20 protein-coding genes and 1 pseudogene are annotated in these 21,106 nt (G+C 61.6%); 12 read left to right on the top strand and 9 right to left on the bottom strand.

Features of this window, described 5'->3' with window-relative positions; genetic code table 11:
• The first annotated feature begins 101 nt into the window (after positions 1–101).
• Positions 102–2,282, top strand: coding sequence for a catalase/peroxidase HPI (katG, locus tag AC1RCO_RS07370; RefSeq protein WP_492617591.1), 2,181 nt, complete (start codon positions 102–104; stop codon positions 2,280–2,282).
• A gap of 61 nt (positions 2,283–2,343) precedes the next feature.
• Here the strand turns inward: katG and AC1RCO_RS07365 are convergent, their stop codons facing one another.
• The 3 genes from AC1RCO_RS07365 to AC1RCO_RS07355 all read right to left on the bottom strand — a co-directional run bounded on the left by AC1RCO_RS07365 (position 2,344) and on the right by AC1RCO_RS07355 (position 4,105).
• Positions 2,344–3,012, bottom strand: coding sequence for a hypothetical protein (locus AC1RCO_RS07365; protein ID WP_445495889.1), 669 nt, complete (start codon positions 3,010–3,012; stop codon positions 2,344–2,346).
• A complete protein-coding gene (locus AC1RCO_RS07360; protein ID WP_047286240.1) occupies positions 2,990–3,610 on the bottom strand; it encodes a hypothetical protein in 621 nt (206 codons plus the stop codon). The genes AC1RCO_RS07365 and AC1RCO_RS07360 overlap by 23 nt, the downstream gene beginning before the upstream one ends.
• 66 nt (positions 3,611–3,676) lie before the next feature.
• On the bottom strand, positions 3,677–4,105 hold the full coding sequence (locus AC1RCO_RS07355) for a hypothetical protein (RefSeq protein WP_072442116.1): 429 nt from the start codon (positions 4,103–4,105) through the stop codon (positions 3,677–3,679).
• A gap of 178 nt (positions 4,106–4,283) precedes the next feature.
• Here AC1RCO_RS07355 and AC1RCO_RS07350 point away from each other — a divergent pair, with 178 nt between their 5' ends.
• Both AC1RCO_RS07350 and AC1RCO_RS07345 read left to right on the top strand, forming a co-directional pair.
• The gene (locus AC1RCO_RS07350; protein ID WP_047336585.1) at positions 4,284–5,228 is read left to right on the top strand and encodes a helix-turn-helix transcriptional regulator; all 945 of its coding nucleotides are present in this window, start codon (positions 4,284–4,286) and stop codon (positions 5,226–5,228) included.
• 64 nt (positions 5,229–5,292) lie between these two features.
• Positions 5,293–5,637 (top strand): hypothetical protein, encoded by a 345-nt coding sequence (locus AC1RCO_RS07345; protein WP_492617590.1) that lies wholly within the window; start codon positions 5,293–5,295, stop codon positions 5,635–5,637.
• Positions 5,638–5,769: 132 nt separating this feature from the next.
• Here the strand turns inward: AC1RCO_RS07345 and AC1RCO_RS07340 are convergent, their stop codons facing one another.
• Positions 5,770–6,198, bottom strand: a complete 429-nt coding sequence (locus AC1RCO_RS07340; RefSeq protein WP_011060992.1) for a hypothetical protein — start codon at positions 6,196–6,198, stop codon at positions 5,770–5,772.
• A 234-nt stretch (positions 6,199–6,432) separates the two neighbouring features.
• On the opposite strand from AC1RCO_RS07340, the gene AC1RCO_RS07335 reads away from it, so the two are divergent.
• The 3 genes from AC1RCO_RS07335 to AC1RCO_RS07325 all read left to right on the top strand — a co-directional run bounded on the left by AC1RCO_RS07335 (position 6,433) and on the right by AC1RCO_RS07325 (position 8,123).
• On the top strand, positions 6,433–7,347 hold the full coding sequence (locus AC1RCO_RS07335; RefSeq protein ID WP_248765859.1) for an SGNH/GDSL hydrolase family protein: 915 nt from the start codon (positions 6,433–6,435) through the stop codon (positions 7,345–7,347).
• A 321-nt stretch (positions 7,348–7,668) separates the two neighbouring features.
• Positions 7,669–7,932 carry a hypothetical protein gene (locus AC1RCO_RS07330; protein WP_492617589.1) on the top strand — a complete coding sequence of 88 codons (264 nt, stop codon included), beginning with the start codon at positions 7,669–7,671 and terminating at the stop codon, positions 7,930–7,932.
• A 2-nt stretch (positions 7,933–7,934) separates the two neighbouring features.
• Positions 7,935–8,123 (top strand): DUF6360 family protein, encoded by a 189-nt coding sequence (locus AC1RCO_RS07325; protein WP_492617588.1) that lies wholly within the window; start codon positions 7,935–7,937, stop codon positions 8,121–8,123.
• Between the two features lie 46 nt (positions 8,124–8,169).
• Here AC1RCO_RS07325 and AC1RCO_RS07320 read toward each other — a convergent pair whose 3' ends face one another.
• The gene (locus tag AC1RCO_RS07320) at positions 8,170–8,838 is read right to left on the bottom strand and encodes a phytanoyl-CoA dioxygenase family protein (RefSeq protein ID WP_492617587.1); all 669 of its coding nucleotides are present in this window, start codon (positions 8,836–8,838) and stop codon (positions 8,170–8,172) included.
• A 289-nt stretch (positions 8,839–9,127) separates the two neighbouring features.
• Here AC1RCO_RS07320 and AC1RCO_RS07315 point away from each other — a divergent pair, with 289 nt between their 5' ends.
• Positions 9,128–9,412, top strand: a complete 285-nt coding sequence (locus tag AC1RCO_RS07315) for a DUF3077 domain-containing protein (protein WP_492617586.1) — start codon at positions 9,128–9,130, stop codon at positions 9,410–9,412.
• A 119-nt stretch (positions 9,413–9,531) separates the two neighbouring features.
• Here AC1RCO_RS07315 and AC1RCO_RS07310 read toward each other — a convergent pair whose 3' ends face one another.
• Positions 9,532–9,960: a hypothetical protein gene (locus AC1RCO_RS07310; protein ID WP_492617585.1), complete on the bottom strand. Its 429-nt coding sequence runs from the start codon at positions 9,958–9,960 to the stop codon at positions 9,532–9,534.
• Between the two features lie 260 nt (positions 9,961–10,220).
• Here AC1RCO_RS07310 and AC1RCO_RS07305 point away from each other — a divergent pair, with 260 nt between their 5' ends.
• Positions 10,221–12,932 (top strand): AAA domain-containing protein, encoded by a 2,712-nt coding sequence (locus AC1RCO_RS07305; protein ID WP_492617584.1) that lies wholly within the window; start codon positions 10,221–10,223, stop codon positions 12,930–12,932.
• A gap of 322 nt (positions 12,933–13,254) precedes the next feature.
• On the opposite strand, the pseudogene AC1RCO_RS07300 reads toward AC1RCO_RS07305, so the two are convergent.
• Positions 13,255–13,695 (bottom strand): annotated as a pseudogene (locus tag AC1RCO_RS07300) (cupin domain-containing protein); the annotation flags it as partial.
• A 315-nt stretch (positions 13,696–14,010) separates the two neighbouring features.
• Between AC1RCO_RS07300 and AC1RCO_RS07295 the strand changes: the two are divergent.
• A complete protein-coding gene (locus AC1RCO_RS07295; RefSeq protein WP_409286161.1) occupies positions 14,011–15,003 on the top strand; it encodes a hypothetical protein in 993 nt (330 codons plus the stop codon).
• A gap of 278 nt (positions 15,004–15,281) precedes the next feature.
• Here the strand turns inward: AC1RCO_RS07295 and AC1RCO_RS07290 are convergent, their stop codons facing one another.
• Positions 15,282–15,914 (bottom strand): cupin domain-containing protein, encoded by a 633-nt coding sequence (locus AC1RCO_RS07290; RefSeq protein ID WP_065363887.1) that lies wholly within the window; start codon positions 15,912–15,914, stop codon positions 15,282–15,284.
• A 73-nt stretch (positions 15,915–15,987) separates the two neighbouring features.
• Entirely contained in the window at positions 15,988–17,940 is a 1,953-nt protein-coding gene (locus AC1RCO_RS07285; protein WP_492617583.1) for an oxidoreductase, read from the bottom strand.
• 214 nt (positions 17,941–18,154) lie between these two features.
• Between AC1RCO_RS07285 and AC1RCO_RS07280 the strand changes: the two genes are divergently transcribed.
• From AC1RCO_RS07280 to AC1RCO_RS07270, 3 genes are all read left to right on the top strand, one after another.
• Positions 18,155–19,228 carry an ABC transporter substrate-binding protein gene (locus AC1RCO_RS07280; RefSeq protein ID WP_161466926.1) on the top strand — a complete coding sequence of 358 codons (1,074 nt, stop codon included), beginning with the start codon at positions 18,155–18,157 and terminating at the stop codon, positions 19,226–19,228.
• Positions 19,229–19,327: 99 nt separating this feature from the next.
• A complete protein-coding gene (locus AC1RCO_RS07275; RefSeq protein WP_065363890.1) occupies positions 19,328–20,122 on the top strand; it encodes a class II aldolase/adducin family protein in 795 nt (264 codons plus the stop codon).
• A gap of 281 nt (positions 20,123–20,403) precedes the next feature.
• Positions 20,404–21,042, top strand: a complete 639-nt coding sequence (locus AC1RCO_RS07270; protein ID WP_210456765.1) for a TetR family transcriptional regulator C-terminal domain-containing protein — start codon at positions 20,404–20,406, stop codon at positions 21,040–21,042.
• The last annotated feature ends 64 nt before the right edge of the window (positions 21,043–21,106 follow it).

Genomic DNA, 21,106 nt, shown 5'->3' with positions numbered 1-21,106 from the left:
CTATTTTTACCTTCGCTTGCCGTTCACTACGCTTTTCATACGCACGTCCAGCCTCGGGCCCATATCGAGCAGCCGGGTAGGGATGACCGAAGGAGAGTCCCATGTCCAACGAATCCAAGTGTCCGTTCAAACACACCGCCGGCGAAGGCACCAGCAACCGTGACTGGTGGCCCGGCCAACTGAACCTGAAGATCCTTCACCAGCACTCGCACCTGTCCGACCCCATGGCGGAAGATTTCAACTACGCCGCCGAATTCAACACCCTGGACCTGGCCGCAGTGAAGCGCGACCTGCAGGCGTTGATGACCGATTCCCAACCCTGGTGGCCGGCGGATTTTGGCCATTACGGCCCGCTGTTCATCCGCATGGCCTGGCACAGCGCCGGCACCTACCGCATCGCCGATGGCCGGGGTGGTGCCGGGGGCGGGCAGCAGCGCTTCGCCCCGCTCAACAGCTGGCCGGACAACGTCAGCCTGGACAAGGCGCGGAGGCTGATCTGGCCGATCAAGCAGAAGTACGGGCGCAAGATTTCCTGGGCCGACCTGATCATCCTCACCGGCAACGTCGCCCTGGAATCCATGGGTTTTAAAACCTTCGGCTTTGCCGGTGGCCGCCAGGACGTCTGGGAGCCGGAAGACAACGTCTACTGGGGCAGCGAAACCACCTGGCTCGACGACCAGCGCTACAGCGGCGACCGCGAGCTGGAGAACCCCCTGGGGGCGGTGCAAATGGGCCTGATCTACGTCAACCCGGAAGGCCCCAACGGCAACCCCGACCCGCTGGCGGCGGCCCGGGACATCCGCGAAACCTTCGCCCGCATGGCCATGGACGACGAAGAAACCGTGGCCCTGATCGCCGGCGGCCACACCTTCGGCAAGACCCACGGCGCCGGCCCGGCGAGCCACGTCGGCCCGGAACCGGAAGCCGCCGGCCTGGAAGAGCAGGGCCTGGGCTGGAAAAGCAGCTTCGGCACAGGCGTCGGTGGCGACGCCATCACCAGCGGCCTGGAAGTGACCTGGACCACCACCCCGACCCGCTGGAGCAACGACTTCTTCGACCACCTGTTCGGCTTCGAATGGGAGTTGACCACCAGCCCCGCCGGCGCCCACCAATGGCGGCCCAAAGCCGGCGCCGGGGCCGACAGCGTGCCCGACCCCCACGACCCGAATAAACGCCGCACGCCGTCGATGCTCACCACCGACCTGTCGCTGCGCTTCGACCCGGCCTACGAGGCGATCTCCCGGCGCTTCCACCAGCACCCCGAGCAACTGGCCGAAGCCTTCTCCCGGGCCTGGTTCAAACTCACCCACCGCGACATGGGCCCGCGCGCCCGCTACTTGGGCCCGGAAGTGCCGGCCGAGGAGCTGATCTGGCAAGACCCGATTCCCGCCGTGAACCACCCGCTGATCGACGCCCAGGACATCCAGCAGCTCAAGGGCCAGATCCTCAATTCCGGCCTGTCCGTGGCGCAACTGGTGTCCACCGCCTGGGCCTCGGCCTCGACCTTCCGCGGCTCGGACAAACGCGGCGGCGCCAACGGCGCACGGATTCGCCTGGCCCCGCAGAAGGATTGGGAGGTCAACCAACCGCAGCAACTGGCCCAGGTGCTGCAAGGCCTGGAAGCGGTGCAGAGCGCCTTCAACAGCGCGCAAAGCACTGGCAAGCGCGTGTCCCTGGCGGACCTGATCGTCCTCGGCGGTTGCGCGGCGGTGGAACTGGCAGCGAAAAATGCCGGCTACAGCATCAGCGTGCCCTTCGCCCCGGGGCGCATGGACGCCAGCCAGGAACAGACTGACGTCGAATCCTTCGCCGTGCTGGAACCGGTGGCAGACGGATTCCGCAACTACCTCAAACCCGTCAGCGGCGTCACCGCCGAAGCCCTGCTGGTGGACAGAGCGCAACTGCTGACCCTCAGCGCCCCGCAACTCACCGTACTGCTGGGCGGCCTGCGAGTGCTGGGGGCCAACGTCGGGCAATCGCCCCACGGCGTCTTCACCTCGCGCCCGGGCACCCTGAGCAACGACTTCTTCGTCAACCTGCTGGACATGGGCACCCAATGGAAACCCCTGTCCGAGGCCCGCGACCAGTACGAAGGCAGCGACCGCGCCACGGGCCAATACAAATGGAGCGGTACTCGGGTCGACCTGCTGCTGGGTTCCAACTCGCAACTGCGGGCCCTGGCCGAGGTGTATGCGGCGGCGGATGCGGGTGAGCAGTTCGTGAAGGACTTTGTGGCGGCCTGGGACAAGGTGATGAACCTGGATCGGTTCGATCTGCGCTAAAACGGGAGCAAACCGGGTAATACGACAACGCCTCCCTAGGGAGGCGTTTTTACTGGCCCGGCTACTGCGTTGCCCCCACCCGTTGCACCTCCGGGAACAGTTGGCCCAGGGTGCTGCGGGCCTGGGCCGCATTCAGGTAGGCGTAGAGCAGGTCGGTCAGGGCTTGGAAATCCAGGCGCTGGCCATCGAGCATCGGGTTGAACAGCCACAACCGCACGCGCATGCCCGCGGCCACCGGCCAGGCATGGGGCGCGGCCAGGGACTTGAAGCAGGCTGGTGCCAGGGCCGGCGCACGGCTACCGGCGATCACCGAGAACACCAGCCCCAGGCTCAGGTAGCGCTGCTCCAGTTCGAAACCATCGAAACACACCCAGGGAGTGGGGGCGGGCGCATTGGCGAACTGCAGGGTGTCGGGGGTCAGCGCCAGCACCTGCTGGCCATGCCGCCGACGCAGGGCTTCGGCCGCCGCCAGGCCCACAAGCCCGGCGCCCAGCATCAGCGCCCCGGGCAGCCAGAACCACAGCTGGGCAGAGCGCAACTGCCAGGCCGAAGGCAGGCTGGCCAGCCAGCCGCCCAACAGCACCAGCAGCAGCGAGAGCAGGGCCAGCATGACCGCTTGCCCAAGGGAGCGCTCGCGAATCTCGCAGCGGCGCCGGGGGCCGTCGGCATCGGCCTGCAGTTGCAGCAACAAGGCTTCTTTTTCGGCGTTATCCACGGCCTTGCAACTCATCCAGCTGTTGCTGTGCATTGGCCGCCTGGCAGTAGGCGTCCAACAGCGCGGCAATGTCATCGATGGCCAGTTTGCGCCCCCCGCTCATCAACCCGGCGGAATGAATGCGAATGTGAGGTTCGGGGCTCTTGAGCGCCATGGCCTGGTTGCCGAACAACTGGCGCACGGGCCTGTGGGTCGGCAGCGCGCTGCCCGGGCGCAGGGTCAGCTGCTGCAGGGTCAGCAGCCCCTCATCCTTGACATGGACATCCACCACGTCCGTCAGGTTGACCGGTGCACTCAGGGAATCCACGAACAGCTGGCGCCGGGTCAACCGCATGAAGGCATGCTGGCCGGCGTGGCGATGCTGCCAGGTCACCAGGGCGAACAACGCGGACAGAAACAGCCCGCAGAGCAACATGCCGGTCTTGCCCTGCTGGATACCCCAGGCCAGCATGCCCAGCGAAATCAGCGTGAACAGCGGGCCCAGCAATTGATAGCGGCGCGTGTTGGTGAATTCGCTCTGCTCGGGCACACGCTGGATCACCTGTTGGAGCTGGGCGATCACCTGTTCGCGCTGAGCGTCGCGGGATGCATCGGGTTGCAGCGATGAAGTCATAAACAAGTCCTTGATTCACAGAAAACAAAGCGGCCGAGCGTCTGGGTGCCGGCGCTCCCCCAGGGCTTACCGGGCCTTGAGATAGTCGGTAAGGAACGCCTGGGCATCGCCCTGGCTCGACAGGTTCTCGTCATAGCGCACCCGCACCGGCGCGGCTTCACCCGGCAGGTACAGCTCGCCCCAACCCTCCTGGAGCACCAGTACCACGAATTTCTGCCCGTCGACGGTCGTGGCGTAGCGGGTATCCCTGGCGGTCTTTTCCACGGCCATTTTCTGGATGCGCAGGTTCCAGTCGTGATCCACGTCCTCCACCTGCACCAGGGCCTGATGCTCACTGCGCTCACCGATGCGCAAGGTCCAGACCTTCACCCCCTGCTGGCCGACATAGGCCGCCAGCTTATCCGCCACCGGGGGCCGTTCATCGGCTTGGGCCAGGCCGGTTACCAAGGCCAGCGCCATGGCCCACACGGCCGCCCATCTGCAATAAAGCTGCATTGTTCACACTCCTGACATCTGAAAAAGCCGTTCATTGAAGTCGGCACCTGCTGCCCTGCCAAGCGCTTTGGCCGTCATTCACAAGAAAAATTCCGACGCTCACAACCACCGCTGCGCAAAGTGTGAGTGAGTTACCATTGGCCGCCGTAGCAACCACCCCCATGGACCCGCTTTGCCGATGGAATGCTGGAACCCCTACCTCGATACACAATTCTGCTTCGACCGGCCGGTTGGCCTGGCCCGCGCCGGGGTGTTCGACCCCAGTGCCCGGCGGGTGATGGGCAGCGCCGTCGGCCACTACCGCGCCCGCACCGTGCGCCCACACTTGCAGTACTTCGACTGCAACCTGCAATTCCCCGATCCGCTGCGCATCCACAAGGTATTGCCCGACAGCCTGTGCATCGTCCAGGTGCTGGCCGGGCAATGGCAGCACCGGATCGACGGCCAGCTCCACCACTACACCCCCGGCGCGCCCCAGGCACTGGGCCTGAGCGAAACCATGGAAGCGCTGGACCAGATGCCCGCCGGCAGCCACGCGCGCATGGCCGGCCTGCGTATCGCCGGTAGCTATCTGCGGGAACTGGCCGAGGAAGACCCGACGCTGCAGCCCTTGCTCGGCCTGCTGGACGACGGCATCCGCTTTCGCCAGTTTCAACGCTGCCGGGCGTTGGGCAGCTTGCTGGAGCGGCTCTACCAAGCGCCGTACCAGGGCGCCCTGCAACGCCTGCACCAGGAAAGCCTGAGCCTGGCGGTGCTGGTGGAGCTGGCGGTGCACCTCCAGGGCCAGCGCCCTGCGGCGCCCACGGTGCGGGGGCAACTGGACCTGGCCCACGAAGCCCGTCGCCAGCTCGACGCCCACCTGCTGGACCCGCCCGGCAGCCAGGCGTTGGCCCAGCAACTGGGGGTAGGAGAGACCACCCTGCGCCGCGCCTTTGCCCAGGTATTCGGCCAGTCGATGCTGCAGTATGTGCGGCGCCAACGCATGGAGCTGGCACGCACCCTGTTGCGCCAGCGCAAATGGCACGTGGCGCAGATAGCCTACCGCCTGGGCTACGCCAACCCGGCCAATTTCAACCACGCCTACAAGGCCCACTTTGGCCATCCGCCCGGCGCGGAAGGCTAGCGCAGGCGCACCCCAGCCCCTTACGCCTTACTCGATCGTCAGCGATACCTACATCGATCAAGCCATGCAAGAGGGCAGCAAGGTGCTGGCCTACAGACCCGCGGCGCGACAGGTGGATGGTTACGGACAGCCCATCACCCCGGCGCGGCGAATCGAAGTGGTTGAAAACCCGGGGCAGGACAGCGACGAAAACGGCCTGGCCAAGATCGCCGGAATACCCGCCTGGATTCAGGGTCAAGAGACACGCCCAGGCTTGAACTATGTGCTGCAGATCAACAACTCCCGGCTGAACAGCGCCGCTCAAGAGCACAAGGGCATTTTGGTCGGTGGAGCCTGCTACCTGCTATTGAAGCAAGGCATTGATGACGAAGACCTGATGGCCGGGGCCCTGATCATCCAGAGTTCATAAGAAAGGGGCCGGGCCCTCAGCGTCATGAACCAGAACCGGTTTGATCTGCGTTGAGAGGGATGCACACGGGGAAAAACGACAACGCCTCCCTAGGGAGGCGTTGTTACAGAGCGGTCACGGCCGCCCGACGCTTTACTTCGCCTTGAGGTACTCATTGAGAAACGCCTGGGCATCGCCATAGCTGGACAGGTTGCTGTCATAACCCACCTTCAGCGGCTTGGCCTCACCCGGCAGATGCAACTCGCCATAGCCTTCCTGAAGCAGCAGCACCACGAACTTCTGCCCGTCCACCTGAGTGAAGTAACGGGTGTCGCGATCGGTTTGCTCCACGTTCATTTTCTGAATACGCATGTTCCAGTCGTGGTCGGCGTCTTCCACCTGCACCAGCGCCTGATTGGCGCTGCGCTCACCGATGCGCAAGGTCCAGACCTTCACCCCGTGCGGCCCGGTGTAGGCCAGGATCTTGTCCGCCACCTGTGGCCGTTCCTCGGCCTGGGCCAGCCCGGTTCCCAGTACCCACGCCATGACCCACGCGGCCGCCCAACGGTAATAAAGCTGCATCCTTCTAGCTCCTGAACATGAAAAGGGGCGGTTATTGAAGCCGACCCGTGCGGCGCTGCCAAGCACCCAAGGCAACAGGCGGGATAAAAAAACCGGCGCACACGCTGGACTCACCCGCCACCGACCTGTCGCGAACAGCACACTCTTTGCGCCCTCGGCTAAATACAGGTCGCAAGCGTGGCGAGGCAAAGCGTCGCCACCGGTAGTCTAAGAGCACCACCCGGGAGACTTTCAATGATTCGACGCGCTTGCTTGGCCGCTCTATTGACAATGACTGCCGCAACCGCCTTTGGCGGCCCTGGCTACGATCATCTCTATGCGTTCGGTGACAGCTACTCTGACAATGGCGCGGGTGAAACCTTCACCCGAACCATGGCCGCGCAGAAGGTCAAAGATGCACAGGAACTGCCTGGTTCGTTGTATTGGCAGGGACGCTGGAGCAATGGTCCCACCGCGGTCGAGCACTTGGCGCAGGCCTTGAAAATTCCCTTGACCGACTACGCCATTGGCGGCGCCAAAAGCGGCAACGGCAACTACTACGCCTGGATGCAGCCCTCTCGCGACACTGGGGTTTTCGGGCAAATCGCCGATCACCTGAAGGCCGCTAAAACACACAAGGCTGATCCGGATGCGCTGTATTTCATTTTCATCTCAGCCAACGACTTTTTTGAATGGGCCGACTTCGCGCACCCGGAAACGATCGACGTGCTTGGCCAGAACAGCGTGGCGAACATACAGAAGAGCACCGAGACGCTGATCGCCGCAGGGGCGAAGCACCTGATGGTGGTGGGGACCACGGATTTGAGCCATGTGCCGGCTGTGGTGCAGGGCAATCAAGTCAAGAACGCAACGCAATACCAGCAGATACTCGAACAAAAACTGCCCGCCGTGCTGACAACACTGGCTAACGCCCATCACGTGAGCATTGGCTACTTCGACCACCTGGCCTTCAGCAACAAGCTTCGTGCGGCACCCGAGGTGGCGGGTCTGAAGGATCTGGATACCCCGTGCCAAGCCACCTACCCGGACGTCAAACCCGTGTGTGCGGATCCGGATAGCCATTACTACTGGGATGAGTGGCACCCAACCCGCAAAGTCCACAGCCTGGCCGCCGAGGCGATGCTTGAAACGCTAAAAGCGAGCCGTTGAGGTTCTCTATCCGCTCATAGCCGGTCAGCATTGCCCGGCTATGAGCGCCAAGCATTGTCATGGTCATTGCTCGGACATCCTTGCCCTTGTCGTTGAGAACAGCATGCTGTGTTCACGGGACGCTTAGCGACATGTGACCTTGTCGGCACCCTGGGGGGAGACGCCGGCTACGAGTTCTCCAGTGGTATGGCGGACATGGGCTTGGCTCCATTCTTGAGGTCGTTGTTTGGGCTTAAACCCGATAAAGTGACCCGCCTCAAAGCGCCTAACGCACAAGCCGCGCCCCGATTCAAAGGCTGCATTTTCAGGATGAATACCCCTATGAGCCAACTCACCGCACTGATTGCCCAAGCGCAAGCCGGGCTTTCGGTCCAGCAAAACATTCCCCAGGAACGCTGGGAGGCCATCGCCACCCAGTGCGGCGCCGAGGAAATCGCCGAGATCAAAACCCGCATCGCCTCACTCAAGGCCGCCAGGGAAGCGGTGGAAGACTGGGACGGCGACACCCGCGATGACCTGTATTTCGCCATCGCCCACTTCACCCGCCTGCTGGAACTGGCCAGCGCCCACGCACAAGGTGAATGAACATGTCGGTTGACAGCACAACGGATTATTTCGAGAGCAGCGACGGCGACGTGCGCCTATGGATAGAGCAGGGCAGTGCCATTCATCTCAAGGCCATCAGCCCGCACAACGACCCGGTGGAACTGACGGCAGAACAGGCCCTGGAACTGGCCCAGGCACTGCAACGTCTGGCCAGCCGCCTGGCCGACTGAATGAGCGCCACGCTGCGGCTGACGCACCCCTGGCGCCCGAGCCTACTCAGGCAAAATCCGCCGGTTCGAAACGCTCGCGGGTGTCCATGCGGATAGCACGCAGGCCCAGCGTCTGCAGATGGGACTCATACAGCCCCAGGGCGCAATAGCTGACCAGCAAGCTGCGACGGCGCGCACCACTGGGGTTCAGACTGGCCCCATGCACCAGATCGGCATCGAACAGCAGCACGTCCCCCGCATTCCCCGCCAACTGCACCACCCGGGATTCATCACTGAAATCAAAGGGCGCCAACCGCTCCCCGGGGCGATGACTGCCGGGCACTATGCGCGTCGCGCCATTGGCCGGCCCATAGTCATCGAGATAGACCAGCGCCGTGACCCGGTCGCCGAGGCGCTGCTCCGACAGATCCCGGTGCAATACCTGATGACCGCCCCCCGCCAACGGCTCCCGGCCCTCCACCTGAGCCAGAAAAAAGCCTTCCCCGATCAACTCCCCGGCCACCGCCAACAGCGCCGGCAAACGACACACCGCCTGCACCCGTGCATCCAGATCCACCAGCGCATGACGCCAATCGTGGCCCCGAGGCACCGGCCATCGCTCAGGCCCAATCACCCCCGCCTCGAACGTGGCCCGCAGCTCATCCAGCCAGTCGGCGGGCAGCGCCTGACGCAGCAATTGGTAACCGTTTTGCTGGAGATGTTCGCGGTCGATCATGAGGGGCAGATGTCCTTATCCGGGGTGGGGGAGAGCATAACGGCTCGCTAATCCGAGTGACATAACCGGCTACGGTTTAGCGGTTGCCGGACCCTGAGCAGACCTCATAGTCTGCTGCGGTCGCTGCAAAATCAGCGACCGGGCCTGAGAACCCGATCAGATGCAGGCACATTGTTGATCAGGGAGTTTCAATCATGTCTGCCGGTAATCTGTACGTAATTTGCTGCTGTTCCTTTCCGCTTTCTTCGCTCAATAGCCTCTGCTGCCAGACCCTGGCGGGAGGTGCCCAATGAGCCATTCAAACTCCATCAAAACCCAAGGTTTTGTCACCTTTGGCCAATGTGCCGATCCTGAACTAACGTTGTTTCGCGTCAATGCGGATGTGCCTTTGCAGCAGGCGTTGGAGCAGGCTTCGACGTTGTTGTACTACGCCAAGAAGTTAGCGTTGGATGCGGCTATGGAAGAGCAGGGGGAGCGGTATGCCTGGGCTGCGTACTTTTTGGCGGAGATGGGGAAGGCGGTGATTGATGATGCGGGGTTGGGGTTGAGGGAAAGAGAGGGGGGGCTGAGTTAGGGCCACACCGTACTAGATAGAAACGCCGCTTACCGCTAGTTGATAAGCGGCGTCTTTATGAATTGAGGGACCGCTATCGGCCAGAAGCGGACGAAAAACTATTTCCGCTCCCCATTGCTTTAGTCGTCCTGATCGCGGTCACGACACCACCGGAGGAAGCCACTAAAGGTAGTTGCGATAGGTGCTAATTCGCCCTTTAGAAGAAGGTCGAACTGACCGAACTCTACATCAAACACAGCTTGGGATGAGCGATTGTAGAGCACGATGCCTTGCCCCACTACTCCGGTAAGAGCCAGATAACCAACTGGTACTCCAAGCTCGTTGATCGCATAGGTAGTCATCTGCTCAACCTGATCTATTTCGATCAACTCATACCATCCCCGAACAGGCATTGCGCCGTGACGAAAATAAAGATCGGCTAGCTCAGTACCCTCGATTTCCAACGTGGTGACGTAAAACGAGACGTCAGCTTGGTGAGCTAGCAAATGTGCTCTATAGCCAGAGGAAGAGTTAGATTGGAGCCATTCTTCGATGTCGGAAGGGAGCATATGTTGAGGGCCAGGAGCGAAGTTTGTTCGGCAGGCTACTAGAGTATTTTTACCGTGCAAAGCTCTAGGTAAGCGCTGTCCGCTCCTGGCCGATAGCTGCCCTCCGCGAAGGACAGCTATCGACCGGAAGCACGGCAGATGGCTAAACGCATGAGCCGGCTATCGATCCTGTACGCAATGATGGCAATATGACTCTTCTTGGAGAAAGTAGCATTCGGCGCAAGGAAACACCGGATGTCATACGCATAGGGATATGGAATATGGCTTCGATTCAGGTGGATGGTGAGGACAAGACCGCAAAGATCAGCGACTGGGCGATTCGCTGGAGTGACAAGTACGAAACCCTGGAACTGACCTGTCATTTCCCTTCCAAGAAAAAATACACCCGTCCTCTCAGTAACTGCCAAGTTTTGCCATCCCGTGAGTTGACCAATGTATTGCTGCACAAGCCCAGCAGCACGATTGTTACACCCATTGCCAAAGCGACGATTTATGGCGAGAGATATGCCGTCGTGCACTACCCGGGTGCCCCAAAGCCATATGTCTACAAGATGGACGGTATCGGCTTTACCGCCCCGACATCGATGAAGGAAACGCCGGTCTTCCGCTATTTCACTAGCGTGGCGAATGCCCGACGGGATCACGCCGAGTCGAAGATTGACCGTGAAATCGCCGATAATGTGGTGCGTCAGCTCGGAAAGCTGCCAGCCATTGCTGGCACCGCCTTGCAAGCCTACTGTATGGGGCGCAACGGCACGTTGGCGCCGGGTCAGGGGCTCATTTATCCGTTCGGGCTTAACGAGAGTCAGCTTCAGGCGGTCGAGCGGGCGTTCAGCGCGCAAATCAGTGTGATCGAAGGCCCGCCAGGGACCGGCAAGACCCAGACGATCCTCAACATCCTCGCCAATATTCTGTTACGTGGGCAGACGGTAGCGGTGCTGTCCAACAACAATGCGGCCGTGGAAAACGTCTACGAAAAGCTGGACAGATACGGCCTGGGCCACTTGGTCGCCAAGCTTGGCAATCAGGAAAAACGTAAAGCCTTCTTCGCCGACCTGCCTGCTTGGCCATCAAGCGCCCCCGAGCCGGCACCGTCTCTGGATGAGATCCAGGCCTTGCTGACCCGTTTGAAGCAACACCTGCAAGACCACAACAGGGCGGCACAACTGCAAATCGAGCTGGACGAGCTGGTCATCGAGCGGCGCTACCTGCAGCAGTGGCAGGCCGAAAGCGATGTGCAGGCCACAGGCTCGCTCGACAAGTACGGCCTGACACCGCGTAAGACTGCGGACCTCATGGCCTACCTGGCTTACCTCGGCGAGCAGCGCATTCATCTAAAAGACCGCATCGAGCTACTGTTCAAATTCAGAATCTTTCGCACCAAGCCATTCGCCGAGGGTGAGGCGCGCATGGCCGTTTTCCATGCACTGCAGATGCATTACTACGACAAGTCGCTACGGGACAAGGAAGCTGAGCTGAGAACTTGCCGTGAATCGCTGGAACGCGCTAATTTCACGGCCCTGCTAAATGAGCTGACAACAGCATCGATGCACCATCTGAAGCAGCATCTGCAACTTCAGGTACCGCCGTTGGACAACTTTGAAGTCAAAACTTACTGCAGGCATTTCGATGCCTTCGTGCAGCGCTTCCCTATTCTGGGCAGCGGCACGCACTCCATTGTCAATTCGATCGCGCCGGGCGCTGTCCTCGACTACGTGATCATCGACGAAGCCTCTTTGCAGGACATCGTGCCGGGCATCCTGCCACTGGGCTGCGCAAAGAACCTGATCGTCGTCGGAGACAACCGCCAGTTGCCGCATATCCCTGTGGCACTGGGACTTCAAGCACCCGCCGAGACCTACGATTGCGAGCGCTACAGCCTGCTGGATTCGTGCATTGCCGTGTTCCAGGACGCGCTGCCCAGAACCCTGCTGAAAGAGCATTACCGCTGCCACCCCAGGATCATCCAGTTCTGCAACCAGCAGTTCTACGACAACGCACTGGTGGCGATGACCGAGGACAAGGGAGAAGCGCCCCTGCGCCTAGTGGTGACAGCCAAGGGTAATCACGCCAGGAAGAATACCAACCTTCGGGAATTGGACTCCCTGCTGAAGATGCTTGAGGACGAGGGGCAGCCTGTCGGAATGGACGGCGAAGGCCGCGGTTACATCGCCCCGTTCCGGGCGCAAGTCAACCTTTCCGATACGCACTTGCCAACGGATTTCGTCAAGGACACCGTGCACAAGTTTCAGGGGCGCGAATGCGACGAGATCGTCTTCTCTACCGTGCTGGACAAGAAACGCTACAACCAGGCGCAAACACGCCTGGATTTCGTCGACGACCCACGCATGATCAACGTGGCAGTTTCGCGGGCCAAACATCGCTTCACCCTGGTGACCGGCGACGAGGTGTTCACTGACAATAATGGCCACATCGCTGCGCTGATCCGCTACATCAGCTATTACGCACAGGACGAGCAGATCGTGCACGCGCCGGTGGTGTCGGCATTCGACTTGCTATACCGCGAGTACGACCAGTCTCTGGCACGCTTGGACGCCCGACTGCGGTCCGAGGACTCACGCTACAAGTCCGAACAGATCGTGGCACAGTTGCTGCGCGAAGCGTTGTCAGCCCCGGAGTGCCAGGCATTGAAGTACCACACACAGATCAAGCTGGATAAGCTTGCATCGCCGGGTAAGCTGGACTGGACGGAGCCCCAGCGGGCGTTCATGCGGCGTGCCAGTTGCGATTTCGTGATCTATTTCAAAGTGGGCAAGAAACCGATAGGGGTGATTGAGGTCGATGGCGGGTACCACGACCGACCCGTGCAGGCAGCTCGGGACGCTATGAAAAATGAAATTTTGGCTAGAAGTGGCATTCCTATTCTGCGGCTGCGGACAGTTGAGAGTGACATTGAGCGGAGAGTTGGCAACTTTATCGGGCAGTGGACTAGTCCTACTCAAAGCGCATAAGCACTGGGTCAGAGGCCGTCAATCGTTGATGGTAGCAATCGACCCGAAGCTGCTTGTAGCCAAATCGCAAGCTGGCCGATCGAAGGTTACCGAATGTATTCGCGACCCCTATGGGAGCGGTCTTGCCGGAATACCGCACTACCGCGAACACTGGTTAAGCCCTTGCCATCCAACACTATGCTGGCTTCGCGAGCAAGCCGGCTCCCACAGAGACAGCATTGCGTATGTAAGGATCAGGCTTGGTCAGTAATCGCTTCAGAGATCAGGTCGAAAGCAGCTTTTCGGGACTCGCAGCTGTTGATCGATAGCTGCCGTTTCCCCCTCAAAACGTCGGCGGCGTTATCACCCACAACACCACCGCATCCTCCTCCCCAGGGTTCCCATACTTATGCGGTTCCTGACTGGAGAAGCTAAAGCTATCCCCCTCACTCAACTGAAAATACCGTTCCCCCACCCACAGCTCAAAGCTCCCCGACAGCACATACCCGGCTTCCTCACCCTCATGGCTGTAACTCTCCTTGCTGTAGGTCCCCGGCGGAAACCGCGAGTGCAGAAACTCCAGCTGCCGGGTCGGTTGCGGGGTCAACAGCTGATCAATAATCCCGTTCTCATAATTCACCTGCAGCCGCTGTTTCTTGCGCACGACATAGCTTTGATCCTCGGGCGCGGTCTGGGTTTCGCTGACGAAGAGCCATTGGATGGTCACGCTCAGGCTGCGGGCGAAGTTAAATAGGGCTGTGCGGGGAGGGAGGTCGCGCTCCAGTTAGCTGATAAGTGGCATTTTTTAGTTGTTGAGGCTGCTTTCGGCCAGAAGAGGACATTGGGCGGGCTAGTAGCTGCGAAAGTCTTTGGCGACGTGATGGATGGCTAGGCGGTGGATGTAATGGGGCACTAACCGGAGTCAACGGCCTTTACGCACCAGTGGAGGACGTTTGCACGAAGCACGCGAGTATTATGTTCCCCAGACAGGACCCAACGCGTTAGTTTTTGCGTTGCAGGTACTCCTACGGTTGGCTATACCCGGATTGGCAATAGCACATTGCTACACAAGCCAAGCTGACAACATGGAGCGTCATATATGAAACGCCTCAAAACTGTAGGAGTAGCAGTATTTGCTTTGGCATTAACAGGTTGTGAATCGTGGTCAATCATTACCTCATCAAAAATAGAGCCTTCCGCAACAGACGCGGAATACAGCGCTGTAGTGCCTGTAGCTACGGATGAGGGGTGGAATACGCTGTTCGACAATGATTCGATTGCTGAGAACTACCGGAAGGTTTGTGTCATCGCGGGCCGGCAGGAATTGATTGGCTCGGCAGGGGCGGCGGTGCTAACCGCTATCGGCGGTGCCGCATGGGATTTGGGTGTCATGGCGGTAAATGACAAAGTCGAGAAGATTCAAGAGCGGTCAAGCAGTACCTGGAATGCAGCATGGACTACGACTTCAGATGAGTTGAAGAGTTATCGATGCCTTGCCCTAGTCAGATACAGATACACCATGACAGAGACCAAAGGTAAGCAAACGGAAAGCGTACCTATCCCTCAGATGGTATTGCTGCTCAAACTTACTGAGTTCGACCCGAAGAAGGACAAGCTGAAAGCCGTTCAGTTTGTGCCATTGCTCGCTGCCTCAAGAACTAGCGCAGCACTGACCAAAGACGAGGGGAAGGGGCTGGGCAAGATCGGCCTCTCCGCTGCCGGTGCAATCTCCTATTACGTTGATGGAGAGCTTAAAGAATCAACGCCAGATGCAATCAGTGTCTCGGGAGTTACGGTAGGCGAAACAGGGAGCAATCCGCCTCTGATGGTCAAGTCATTTGGATACGGCGGATCAAACGCGACGAAACCTGTCACCTACCCCTTCGACAGTACTGCTGGCACAGATGACGGGAAAGGTCATAAGGTCCGCGAAATCACTCCGTTGTACGTGAAGTTTGCAGTGGCGGAGACAGGCACGTTGTCCGGTAAAGATGCGAAGGCGAAGGCCGAAATCAAGGTCATTACCGACGCGCTCGGCCCTGTTGTGAAGGATCTCATCAAGAAGAGATTTGAGGACGACGGTTCAAAGTAATCGCTAACAAGGCCGTTGTTCTGCTTTTGGGCGAGCCCTGCCCCCAGATTGTGGAGTCAGGGTTCCCTAACGCGGATTCCACTCCGATGATCTCGAAGCGCTGCCCCCAAAGCTAGAAGGCCTCAAGACCAAGCTTAAAGACCTTATTCCGCATGTTGCAAAGGCGCGTCGTTCCCATTTCCAAGAGCCCAACGAAATCTCACTCGCTGTCTGGCTTATCCCATCGCAGCGCTTATTGAACGAGAGTCCGCTTTGGGTCGATAGCTGCCGTTTTCCCCTCAAAACGTCGGCGGCGTTATCACCCACAACACCACCGCATCCTCCTCCCCAGGATTCCCATACTTATGCGGTTCCTGGCTGGAAAAGCTAAAGCTATCCCCCTCACTCAGCTGGAAATACCGTTCCCCCACCCACAGCTCAAAGCTCCCCGACAGCACATACCCGGCTTCCTCGCCCTCATGGCTATAACTCTCCTTGCTGTAGGTCCCCGGCGGAAAGCGCGAGTGCAAAAACTCCAGCTGCCGGGTCGGCTGTGGGGTCAGCAGTTGATCGATAATCCCGTTCTCATAATTCACCTGCAGCCGCTGTTTCTTGCGCACCACGTAGCCCTGATCCTCGGGTGCGGTTTGGGTTTCGCTGGCGAAGAACCATTGGATGGTCACGCCCAGGCTGCGGGCGATGTTGAACAGGGCGGGGATGGAGGGGTAGGCGAGGTTGCGTTCCAGTTGGCTGATGTAGCCGGCGGTGAGTTCGCTCTGTTGCGCCAGTTCGCTCAGGGTCAGGCCGCGGCGTTTGCGCAGGCCGCGGATGCGGGTGCCAAGAAACTGTGGGCCGCCAGGGGCTTGGTTGTCGCTGCCGGGCTCCGGTGCGGGAGGGCGGCTCGCGGGCGGCGTCTTGCTGCTTTGGTTCATGGCGGGCTCCGGACCAGGGGAACGGGCGCGTCCGGGCACCCGTCCTGCAAAAGCCCTGGAGTATAAAGCAGCCTCAAAGCGCCCAGGCGACTTTCAAGCCTTCGTGGATGGCTTCTTCCACGGTGCGCGGTGCCAGGCAGTCGCCGATGCGTTGGAAGGGCACCAGGCCTTTGAGTTGTTGGCCGAGGTCGTCCACGGATTGGTGGCCTTGGCACAGGACCAGGCTGTCGACGTTTTCCAGCAGCATGGGTTCGCCGCTGGCGGTGTGTTGCAGGTAGACGGTGCTGTCGTCGCAGCCGTAGAGGCGGGCGTAGGGGATGATCGGGATCGCCAGTTTGTGCAGTTCGCCGGCCATCTGGTCGCGCACGTACAGCGGCAGGCTTTCGCCGCAGTGGGTGCCGTTGACCGCCAGTTGCACTTGGTGCCCGGCGCGGACCAGGCGCTCGGCGATGCCGGGGCCGATCCAGTCGCAGCGCCAGTCGGCCACCACGACGCTGCGGCCCAGTTGCACTTCGTCGCGCAGTACTTGCCAGGCGTCCACCACTTGCAGGTCGCCGCCGCGTTCGAAGTTCGGCCAGTAGGGCTGGGCGCCGGTGGCGATGATTACGTGGTCGGGGTTTTCGCGCTCGATCAGGGCGCGGTCGACTCGGGTGTTGCGCACCACTTCGACGCCGGCCAGTTGCATTTCCCGTTGCAGGTTGGTGCTGGCGCCGCCGAATTCGCTGCGCCGGGGCAGCAGCTGCGCCAGTTGGATCTGGCCGCCCAGTTGCGCGCTGGCTTCGTAGAGGGTCACGCGGTGGCCGCGTTGGGCGGCGACGGCGGCGGCTTTCATCCCGGCCGGGCCGCCGCCCACCACCAGGACGCGTTTGCCGCGGGCGCTGGGCTTGGGCTGGCCGTAGAGCAGCTCGCGGCCGGTTTCCGGGTGCTGGATGCAGGAGATCGGCAGGCCCTTGTGGAAGTGGCCGATGCACGCCTGATTGCAGGCGATGCAGGCGCGCACGTCTTCGGCTCGGCCGCTGTCGCTCTTGTTGGGCATCTGCGGGTCGCAGATCAGCGCACGGGTCATGCCGCACACGTCGGCCTGGCCCTTGGCGATGATCGCTTCGGCTTCCTGGGGCTGGTTGATGCGCCCGGTGACGAACAGCGGGATCGACAGTTTGGCCTTGAAGGTGCCAGCTTCCCGGGCCAGATAAGCCGCTTCCACCGCCATGGGCGGGACTATGTGCACCGCGCCACCGAGGGAGGCGGAGGTGCCAGCGACTATGTGCACGTAGTCCAGTTGCCCTTGCAGCAATTGCACGGCGGCCAGGGATTCGTCTTCGGTGAGGCCTTCAGGGTCGCGTTCATCGGCGGAAATCCGCAGGCCGATGATGAAGTCGGCATCGGTGCTGGCGCGCATGGCGTCGAGGATTTCCCGGATAAAGCGCAGGCGCTGTTCCAGCTCGCCGTTGTAGCCATCGGTGCGGCGGTTGACCCGCGGGTTGATGAACTGCGCCGGCAGGTAGCCGTGGCTGGCCACCAGTTCCACGCCGTCCAGCCCGGCCTGATGCAGGCGCCGGGCGGCGTCGGCGTAGCCCTGGATGATCTCGTCGATCATGTCCTGGTCCAGGGCCCGGGGCATGACCCGGAAGCGTTCGTTGGGCACCGCCGAAGGGGCGTAGGCCACCGCCAGCAGGCCGTCGGCGGACTCCATGATTTCCCGCCCCGGGTGGAAGATCTGCGACAGCACCACCGTGCCGTGGGCGTGGCAGGTTTCGGCCAGGCGCCGGTAGCCGTCGATGCAGGCGTCGTCGGTGGCCATCAGCACGTGGCTGGTGTAGCGCGCACTGTCGTGGACCCCGGCCACCTGCAGCACGATCAGGCCCACGCCGCCTTCGGCCCGGGCGCGGTGGTAGGCAATCAGCTGTTCGTTGACCAGGTTGTCGGTGGGCATCGAGGTGTCGTGGCCGCTGGACATGATGCGGTTCTTCAGGCGTTTGCCACGGATCTGCAAGGGTTCGAACAGGTGCGGGAAGGCGCTGGTCATTGCGGTGACTCCAGGCGGGCCAAGGGCAGGGGGCGGGGCCTTGGCGTTGTTATTGTTGGCCTATCAAAATTTACCGCCAGTAAAAAATCAACTTGTTTTTTTACTAGTGCTTGCAGTAGCTTCGATCTGCGCCCGCTCCCGGGGCCAACCTCACAACAATAAAAAAGGGCTGTGCCGGCGCCTGCCGGTGTGGCACCGCGAAGAGGATTCACAGATGAAAGCGCTCACCCGCAAGCACGGTTGTTCTTTCCTGGCCCTGAGCCTCGCCCTGGGTCTGACCCTGGGCCAGCCGCTGATTCAGAACAAGGCCCAGGCAGCCCCCGACATGGTGGTCGTGGCGTACGGCGGAGCCGGACAAAAAGCCCAGGATGTGGCGTTGTTCCAACCCTTCAGCAAGGCCGATGGCAGCAAGCTGATCCAGAGCGAATACAACGGCGAAATGGCCCGGATCAAGGTCATGGTCGACACCGGCAACGTCGACTGGGACGTGGTGCAGATCGAAGGCCCGGACCTGATGCGCGGCTGCGACGAAGGCATGTACGAGCCCCTGGACTGGAAGGCCCTGGGCCGTGCCGAGCAGCTGATTCCCGATGCCGCCCAGCCCTGCGGCTCGGCGGTCCTGGTGTGGAGCGTGGCCATTGCCTACGACCGCAACAAGCTGGCCAAGGCCCCGACATCCTGGGCGGATTTCTGGGACGTCAAACAGTTCCCCGGCAAGCGCGGCCTGCGCAAACGCGCGGTGTACAACCTGGAATTCGCCCTGATGGCGGACGGGGTCAAGGTCGAGGACGTGTACAAGGTCCTGGCCACGCCCGAGGGGGTGGACCGGGCCTTTGCCAAGCTCAGCGAACTCAAGCCCTACATCCAGTGGTGGGAGGCCGGGGCCCAGCCGGGGCAGTGGCTGGCCGCCGGTGATGTGGTGATGACTTCCACCTACAGCGGCCGCATCGCCGTGGCCGCCCAGGCCGGCGCGCCGCTGGCGGTGGTGTGGCCCGGCAGCCTGTACGGCATGGACTACTGGGCGATCATCAAGGGCTCGAAACACGTGGATCAGGCCAAGCGCTTCATCGCCTTCGCCAACACCCCTGAAGCCCAAGTCAACTACGTCAAGCAGATCCCCTATGGCCCCACCAACACCCTGGCCGCGGCCAAGCTCGACCCGGCGCTGGCGCAGTGGGTGCCGACCTCGGAACAGAACCTCAAGGGTGCACTGGCGATGGACGTCGGGTTCTGGGTTGATCATGGCGAAGAGCTGGAAGAGCGCTTCAACGCCTGGGCCAGCAAGTAAGCGCAACGGGCTGGACGCCTGCGGGCGTCCGGTCCTATTGTTTGCGGGCTCTTTTTACCGGCCCCGTTTGCCCGCCCACCTGCCTGGAGGACTCCAACAATGAACAATATCGCTCCCAGCCCCCACGCCCTGACCGAGCGCAGCGCCACTGAACAGCGCCTGCGCGAAGAGCTGGCGGCCTGTTACCGGCTGATCGCGCACTTTCGCATGACCGACCTGATCTTCACCCATATCTCGGTGCGCCTGCCCGGGCCCGAGCATCACTTCCTGATCAACCCCTACGGCTTGATGTTCGATGAAATCACCGCCTCCAACCTGGTGAAGATCGACCTCAATGGCGAAGCCGTGGAGCCGTCGCCGTACCCGGTGAACCCGGCGGGGTTCGTGATCCACAGCGCCATTCACGGCGCCCGGGAAGACGCCCAGTGCGTGCTGCACACCCACACCAAGGCCGGATGCGCGGTGGCGGCGCTCAAATGCGGCTTGCTGCCGGTGAACCAGATTTCCATGGAGTTCTATGGCCGCGTGGCCTACCACGACTACGAAGGCGTGGCCCTGGACCTGAGCGAGCAGCAACGTCTGGTGGCCGATCTCGGCGACAAGAGCGTGCTGATGCTGCGCAACCATGGCCTGCTCACCGTGGGCGAAACCGTGAGCCAGGCGTTTTTGCGCATGTACTACCTGGAGAAGGCCTGCGAGATCCAGCTGGCGGCCCAGGCAGCAGGGGAGATCGTGCTACCACCGGACGCGGTCTGCGCCCACACCGAACGCCAGTTCAACGACCCGGGCCGGCCGCTGCAGGAAGGCGAACTCAACGACCCGGACGCCATGCAACTGGCCTGGGCAGCGTTGTTGCGCCTGCTGGAGCGCATCGCCCCCGACTACCGCGCCTGACCCCACGTGGGTTTGTATCTACCTGTAGCCGCTGCCGAGCCATGGCGAGGCTGCGAAAAGGCCCGCAGGGCCTTGCTTGACGATCTGCCGCCGAACCTGTGTCGCCTTGAAGATCGTTGCGTCCCTACGACGGAATGCCGCCCAGACCGTTCGCAGCCTTCGGCAGCGGCCACAGGAAGCGGTACGGCTCGGGCGGCCACACAAACGCTGGATAGCCACGGAAGGCCTGTTGTACAGTCGTTCAGTTTCAACTTCCCGCCACTGCCCAAGGAACCCGCCCCATGAGCCAGGAAGCGCGCTTTTCCCGCCTGGAACCCGACCTGCGCAAGGCCGAGCTGATCGAGGCGACGCTGACCTGCCTCAAGCTCCACGGTTTCCAGGGCGCGTCGATCCGCAAGATCTCCGCCGAGGCCGGGGTTTCGGTAGGGCTGATCAGCCATCACTACTCCGGCAAGGACGAGCTGGTGGCCGAGGCCTATCGCGCCATCACCGGGCGGGTCATGAGCCTGCTGCGCGAGGCCATGGAGCAGGCCGCGCCCGACCCCCGGCAGCGGCTGTCGGCGTTCTTTCGCGCCTCGTTCTGCGCCGAACTGCTGGACCCGCGGCTGCTGGATGCCTGGCTGGCCTTCTGGGGCGCGGTGAAGACCGCCGAGGCGATCAACCTGGCCCACGAACATTCCTATGGTGAATACCGCAACGAGCTGGCCGGCCTGCTGGGCCAGTTGGCCGGCCTTCAGGGCTGGAAAGGCTTCGACGCCGATCTGGCGGCCATCAGCCTCAGCGCCTTGCTCGACGGCCTGTGGCTGGAATCCGGGCTCAACCCGGGGACCTTCAGCCCGCAGCAGGGCGTGCAGATCTGCGAGGCCTGGGTCGAGGGGCTGCTGGCCAGCGGCGGGCGAGGTTTCGCTGTGCCGACATAGGGCTGTTGATCGGTTGTTCAGTAATGGCTAGGCTGCTGCGCTGTAGGTGGTTTCTCTAATAAAA

This window comes from Pseudomonas sp. GW823-FHT03E05, from assembly GCF_058796855.1.
This window is presented reverse-complemented; position numbering and strand designations above follow the sequence as displayed.

Excerpts from the sequence above, each read along its gene's own strand:
- AC1RCO_RS07340 (WP_011060992.1), bottom strand. The coding sequence starts at position 6,198 with ATGCAGCTTTATTACCGTTGGGCGGCCGCGTGGGTCATGGCGTGGGTA.
- AC1RCO_RS07275 (WP_065363890.1), top strand. The coding sequence starts at position 19,328 with ATGAACAATATCGCTCCCAGCCCCCACGCCCTGACCGAGCGCAGCGCC.
- AC1RCO_RS07290 (WP_065363887.1), bottom strand. The coding sequence starts at position 15,914 with ATGAACCAAAGCAGCAAGACGCCGCCCGCGAGCCGCCCTCCCGCACCG.
- katG (WP_492617591.1), top strand. The coding sequence starts at position 102 with ATGTCCAACGAATCCAAGTGTCCGTTCAAACACACCGCCGGCGAAGGC.
- AC1RCO_RS07345 (WP_492617590.1), top strand. The coding sequence starts at position 5,293 with ATGCAAGAGGGCAGCAAGGTGCTGGCCTACAGACCCGCGGCGCGACAG.
- AC1RCO_RS07315 (WP_492617586.1), top strand. The coding sequence starts at position 9,128 with ATGAGCCATTCAAACTCCATCAAAACCCAAGGTTTTGTCACCTTTGGC.
- AC1RCO_RS07310 (WP_492617585.1), bottom strand. The coding sequence starts at position 9,960 with ATGCTCCCTTCCGACATCGAAGAATGGCTCCAATCTAACTCTTCCTCT.
- AC1RCO_RS07325 (WP_492617588.1), top strand. The coding sequence starts at position 7,935 with ATGTCGGTTGACAGCACAACGGATTATTTCGAGAGCAGCGACGGCGAC.
- AC1RCO_RS07360 (WP_047286240.1), bottom strand. The coding sequence starts at position 3,610 with ATGACTTCATCGCTGCAACCCGATGCATCCCGCGACGCTCAGCGCGAA.
- AC1RCO_RS07270 (WP_210456765.1), top strand. The coding sequence starts at position 20,404 with ATGAGCCAGGAAGCGCGCTTTTCCCGCCTGGAACCCGACCTGCGCAAG.
- AC1RCO_RS07365 (WP_445495889.1), bottom strand. The coding sequence starts at position 3,012 with ATGAGTTGCAAGGCCGTGGATAACGCCGAAAAAGAAGCCTTGTTGCTG.
- AC1RCO_RS07335 (WP_248765859.1), top strand. The coding sequence starts at position 6,433 with ATGATTCGACGCGCTTGCTTGGCCGCTCTATTGACAATGACTGCCGCA.
- AC1RCO_RS07280 (WP_161466926.1), top strand. The coding sequence starts at position 18,155 with ATGAAAGCGCTCACCCGCAAGCACGGTTGTTCTTTCCTGGCCCTGAGC.
- AC1RCO_RS07350 (WP_047336585.1), top strand. The coding sequence starts at position 4,284 with ATGGAATGCTGGAACCCCTACCTCGATACACAATTCTGCTTCGACCGG.
- AC1RCO_RS07285 (WP_492617583.1), bottom strand. The coding sequence starts at position 17,940 with ATGACCAGCGCCTTCCCGCACCTGTTCGAACCCTTGCAGATCCGTGGC.
- AC1RCO_RS07355 (WP_072442116.1), bottom strand. The coding sequence starts at position 4,105 with ATGCAGCTTTATTGCAGATGGGCGGCCGTGTGGGCCATGGCGCTGGCC.
- AC1RCO_RS07330 (WP_492617589.1), top strand. The coding sequence starts at position 7,669 with ATGAGCCAACTCACCGCACTGATTGCCCAAGCGCAAGCCGGGCTTTCG.
- AC1RCO_RS07320 (WP_492617587.1), bottom strand. The coding sequence starts at position 8,838 with ATGATCGACCGCGAACATCTCCAGCAAAACGGTTACCAATTGCTGCGT.
- AC1RCO_RS07295 (WP_409286161.1), top strand. The coding sequence starts at position 14,011 with ATGAAACGCCTCAAAACTGTAGGAGTAGCAGTATTTGCTTTGGCATTA.
- AC1RCO_RS07305 (WP_492617584.1), top strand. The coding sequence starts at position 10,221 with ATGGCTTCGATTCAGGTGGATGGTGAGGACAAGACCGCAAAGATCAGC.